Origin of the sequence: Emticicia sp. (assembly GCF_049241225.1) — a bacterium.
Taxonomy (GTDB): domain Bacteria; phylum Bacteroidota; class Bacteroidia; order Cytophagales; family Spirosomataceae; genus Emticicia.
On the sequence record NZ_JBMLRC010000163.1, the window covers coordinates 1 to 5,272 of the forward strand.

At 41.1% G+C, this 5,272-nt stretch carries 4 protein-coding genes and 1 pseudogene; 3 read left to right on the top strand and 2 right to left on the bottom strand.

From position 1 onward, the window contains the following. A pseudogene (locus ACOVO2_RS09490) lies at nt 1–267 on the top strand (hypothetical protein); the annotation flags it as partial. 105 nt (nt 268–372) lie between these two features. Then, nucleotides 373–1,548, top strand: coding sequence for a glutathionylspermidine synthase family protein (locus ACOVO2_RS09495; protein WP_421769735.1), 1,176 nt, complete (start codon nt 373–375; stop codon nt 1,546–1,548). A 104-nt stretch (nt 1,549–1,652) separates the two neighbouring features. Here ACOVO2_RS09495 and ACOVO2_RS09500 read toward each other — a convergent pair whose 3' ends face one another. Continuing rightward, entirely contained in the window at nt 1,653–3,419 is a 1,767-nt protein-coding gene (locus ACOVO2_RS09500; RefSeq protein WP_421769731.1) for an AMP-dependent synthetase/ligase, read from the bottom strand. 100 nt (nt 3,420–3,519) lie between these two features. Then, entirely contained in the window at nt 3,520–4,533 is a 1,014-nt protein-coding gene (locus ACOVO2_RS09505) for a proline iminopeptidase-family hydrolase (protein ID WP_421769732.1), read from the bottom strand. A gap of 152 nt (nt 4,534–4,685) precedes the next feature. On the opposite strand from ACOVO2_RS09505, the gene ACOVO2_RS09510 reads away from it, so the two are divergent. Beyond that, nucleotides 4,686–5,272: SDR family oxidoreductase (locus tag ACOVO2_RS09510; protein WP_421769733.1), on the top strand; the 587-nt coding region annotated here is incomplete at its 3' end.

Here is a 5,272-nt window from a genome sequence, read left to right on the forward strand (position 1 = left end):
AAAACGATGAGTCCAAATTATGCCAATTATCGCCCAGATATTAATGGCGTTGTGCAAAAGTCGGGTTCACGAACCGATACTTCACGCCATCGTCGTCGTCATTATGGTGGCACTGGATTGATGGCTTATTACGCTACTCGAGGTGCCTTTGATAGGTCGAGCCAAATACATCAAAACATTGGTAATTCTCGCACCACAATGGCACGTCCGGTGGGTGGTCGTAGTGGTTTTTTCAATAGTTCGAGCCATAGTAGTCATAGTTCTTAAGAAAGTCCACGGTCAGCCGTCGATAGTCAACAGTATAAATTTAAAGTTTTTAGACAACAAATATTTAATGACCATGGACAGTCGTCTACTGACCATGGACTAAAAATCATGAAATTAAAAAATCTCACAATCTCGCCCGAAGCCTCACTCCGTAATATTGGTTGGAATTGGATGCTCGGCGAAGATACATTGCCTTACATTACCAACGAAATGGTGGTTGTGTCGGAAGAAGAAGCCGAAAACTATTTCGATGCGGCCAACGAGCTTTACGAAATGTACATTGCCGCTGCTCAACATGTTATTGATAATGAGCGTTATGCCGAACTGGGTATTCCCGAAAATTTGATTGAACTAGTGGAATATTCGTGGGAAAACGATGCCAATTGGCACATTTACGGCCGATTCGATTTGAGCGGAGGTACTGCTGGGAAACCAATAAAACTGATAGAATTCAATGCCGATACGGCCACGTGTATCCCCGAAACGGCCATTGTGCAGTGGGCTTCACTGAAAGCAAATTACCTCGATGAAAGCCAGCAGTTTAATACTTTGTATGAAACTTTCGTAGAAAAGTTCAGAGAATTGCACCGTCAGAATCCGAGTTTTCAGAAAACTTTGTTGATTTCGACGATGAAAGATTTTCCTGAAGATGATACCAACATGCAAGTTTTGGGCGAAGCCGCCAAAGAAGCAGGTTTTGAAGTAACGTTTGATTACATCGAAAACGTAGAATTTTCAGCCATTGAAGGAATTTTCAAGTATAATTCGGAGAGTGGAAGCTTTACGAAATATGATTTTTGGTTCAAACTCATTCCGTGGGAATACATCGGCTGGGACGAACCCGAATTAGCTCAGATTTTAACCGAAATTTCAAAAAAACAAAAAGCTGTCATTCTGAATCCTGCTTATACATTGCTTTTTCAATCGAAAGCAATTTTGAAGGTTTTGTGGGAGCTTTACCCTAATCATCCATTGCTTTTAGAGACAAGTTCAACGCCGATTTTGGGCAAAACTTGTGTCGAAAAAGTGCTTTTTGGCCGTGAAGGGGCAAATGTACGTATTGTTTCGCCATCAGGCACTACCGAAACTTCGACCGAAGGCGAATATTTTGAACAAAAGACCGTTTTTCAAGAATATACCGAGTTTCTCAAAGACAATGCAGGAAGTGCTCACTATCAAGCAGGAGTATTTTTTGTGGGCGAAGCCTGTGGGTTGGGGTACCGCAGAGGTGGAAAAATTTTAGATAACAAAGCCCAATTTTGCGGGCATTTGATTGAGTAAACAAAAACGGGATACATTTTTATGAAATTTGTATCCCGTTTTGTTAGTTGAGTAATTGACCAATATTTTGGATGAATTCTTACAAATGAGCATTTGCAGGTTATTTACTCATACATTCTATCAATCAGGTCTTTATATTTAGCCGTAATTACCTTGCGTTTGGGTTTTAGGGTAGGGGTTACCTCCCCACTTTCGACTGTCCACGGAGTAGCCAAAAGTGTAAATTTCTTCACTTGTTCGTAAGGGGCAAATTCTTTATTGAAACGAGCAATTTCGCCAAAAATCAACTTCAAAACTTGCTGATTTTTAATCATTTCGGCATCCGAAGTATACTCAATTCCTTGCGTTTTGCACCAGTCTCGCAGCATGATAAATTCTGGAATAATCAATGCCGCAGGAAATTTCTGACTTTCGCCCACCACCATCAATTGTTCAATATAAACCGACTCTTTCATTTTGTTTTCAAGTACTTGCGGAGCCACGTATTTCCCGCCCGAAGTCTTGAAAATTTCTTTTTTGCGGTCGGTTATTTTCAAGTATTTCCCTTCTTCGAGTTTGCCAATATCGCCAGTGTGTAGCCAGCCATCTTGGTCAATTACTTCTTTCGTGAGGTCGGGTTTGTTATAGTAGCCCAGCATTACGTTTGGCCCTTTTACTAAAATTTCGCCATCTTCGGCAATTTTTACGGTCGTTCCATCAATAACTGGCCCAACCGTTCCGATTCGTAAATCTAAAGGTAATACTCGATTAGTGGCAATTACGGGCGAAGTTTCGGTCATGCCGTAGCCTTCCGAAACAGGAATGCCAGCCGCCCAGAAAACTCTCGCCAAACGTGGCTGTAAAGCGGCCGCTCCCGAGCAAATCATACGAATATTTCCGCCCAGAGCTTCTTGCCATTTACTGAAAACGAGTTTTTTGGCCCATTTCAGCTGAAAATTATACCACGCCCCAAAATCTTGGTTCGGGTCATATTTCAGTCCTAAATCTAAAGCCCACAAGAAAATTCGGCGTTTTAGTCCACTTAATTCGTAGCCTTTTGCCACAATTTTATCATATACTTTTTCGAGCAAACGTGGTACGGTTGTGAAAATATGTGGCTGAACATCACGCAAATCATCGGCGATTGTAGCCATATTTTGTGCGTAGTAAATTGATAGCCCTCTGCTCATGTAGAGGTATAGCACCATACGCTCATAAACGTGGTTGAGCGGTAGAAAACTCAATGCTCGGCAAGTTTCATCAATCGGGAAACTATTCTTGCAAGATTCAAAATTACTAATCAGATTTCGGTGCGAAAGCATCACACCTTTAGGGTTGCCAGTTGTGCCTGAGGTGTAAATAATTGTCAGTAGATCATCGGTTTTGATGCTCGCTTTAATGCTCTCTAATGTGTTAGTAGATTGATTATCAGCTTTTTCGATGATTTCTTTCCAATGATTATTGCCCACTATTTTGTCAAACGAATAAATCTCTTGTACGCTCGGTGAATCTTGAGCAGCGGCTTGAGCTTTTTTCAGCAGGTCGGCATCGCCCACAAAAACCAATTTTATGCTGGCATCGTTGAAAATATAGCGATAGTCATCGACCGTAATGTTGGGGTAGAGCGGCACGCCAATCGCCCCGACTTGCTGAATGGCAAAATCTACCATATTCCACTCGGGGCGGCTCTCAGAAATGACCGCAATTTTATCGCCTTTCGTGATGCCTATTTTAAGTAAGCCGAGGCTTAGCTGTGTGACAGAATCAATGAAGTTACTGGCCGAAATGCGTTGCCATTCGCCTTTTATTTTTGAGGCAAAAACATCTGGCTTGTTATATTTGGCAATAGAAGTATCTAATAGTTCGAAAACTCGGTTTATGGACTGTGACATTTTGTTTGTGGTGCGAATATCCTGTTCGCATAGGTAGTTTTAATCTTTTTTTATTTCATTAACTAGCAAACGACAGGCTGAAAAAAACTGTGCTAATTTGCTAAAATTTATTCTCGTCAACGTCTTTTATGAACTGAATAACATTGGGAAAATAAGTTTTTTGGTCGTCCCAAAACGATAGGTGGCTTCCATCTGGGCAGTACAAATAACGCCCTTTTTGTACAGATTTACTAATATATTCCATCGCTTTGGGGTCCATGGTATCATATTTTGCTCCAATGGCTAGCGTTGGTACTTTGATATTTGGCAAACTTGCCTTTCTATCCCAAGTCAATAACCGCCCGCCTACTTTAAATTCACTCGGGCCTTGCATCAGTACATAAACATGCTCGTTGAGGTGCTTAAATGTGCGGTTGACTGGCTCTGGCCATTCGGGTAAGCGACAAATGTGCTGGTTATAATATTCACGAGTGACCAAATCGACATATACGGGATTTTTGAAATCTCCAGCGGCTTCAAAAGCATTGAGCGAATCGACCAAAGATTTTCGCATTTGGCTTCGCAATACTTCATTGTATTTGGCATAATCAGGAATACTCGGCATCATGTTGCTGATTATCAGTCCTTTAAGGTTGTCTTGGTATTTGAGTGCATATTCCATCGCCAAGATTCCTCCCCACGAATTACCGAGTAAATAAAAGTTATCTTTGTTTAGGCCCAAAGCTTTACGCACTTGCTCTACTTCTTCCACAAAGCGTGGGGTTGTCCAGAGAGAGTCGTTTTGGGGTTGGTCCGAATAATAGGAACCAAGTTGGTCGTATTCATACATTTCAAAGCCTTCTTTCGGAAAAAAGCTCTCGAAACATTCCATGTATTCGTGGGTCATGGCTGGGCCTCCGTGAAGTAATAAGATTTTGATTCGTGGATTATCGCCAAATTTCTTAGTCCAAACTTTAAATTTCCCCGCCAGCGTTTCTATTTCTACCATTTTTACGCCACCCGTTTGGATTTCATTTGAAACCGATGCTGTATCTTGGGAGTTCTCGTTGCTTGTTTTTTTCTCGCAGTTTGTCAGTAAAACGACCGCAGCCAGTAATACAAAAAGATTTTTCATAAGGCCAGTTTGATTAGATTTATACAAATATAAGTTATAAAAAACTACCTTTTGGGTGATGCTGATTGAATTTTACAATTTTATGGGTCAGAAATTGTAAATGTGGGTTTTGAAGAGCTTATTTGTTTGAGAAATAAATCAATGTAGCAACCATGAAAAAAATACTTGTTGTTGGCTCAACGGGCTTGCTTGGCAAACCTGTTACACACGCACTTGCCGGTGCGGGTTTCGAGGTTACTGTTTTAGTGCGAGATACTATTTTGGCCGAAAAACTATTTCCGAAAGCCAGGATTCTCAAAGGCGACCTACGAAATAGAAACGATGTTGAAACTGCCATGCAGGGGCAAGATGCAGTTTTCTTGAGTTTATCAGTAAAACAAACAGAAAAAGAAAGCGAGTTTCATACCGAAGCCGAAGGAATAGACTTAGTAATTGATGTAGCAAAAAGCTTGAATATCAGGCGAATAGCCTATCTTTCTTCATTGGCTCATTTGTATCAAGGCATGAATGGCTTCGACTGGTGGGTGTTTAGAATCAAGCAAGCAGCGGTGCAGAAAATCAAAAATTCGGGCATTGCCTACACGATTTTCTATCCTTCTACCTTTATGGAAAGCATTTTTTACCAATCAAAACAAGGTAGTATGATTGCTTTGGGCGGAAAATCTGAACACCCGATGTATTATGTAGCTGCCGAAGATTATGCCCGACAAGTAGCGAAATCTTTTGTGGTTTTGGAAGA

Excerpts from the sequence above, each read along its gene's own strand:
- ACOVO2_RS09500 (WP_421769731.1), bottom strand. The coding sequence starts at position 3,419 with ATGTCACAGTCCATAAACCGAGTTTTCGAACTATTAGATACTTCTATT.
- ACOVO2_RS09505 (WP_421769732.1), bottom strand. The coding sequence starts at position 4,533 with ATGAAAAATCTTTTTGTATTACTGGCTGCGGTCGTTTTACTGACAAAC.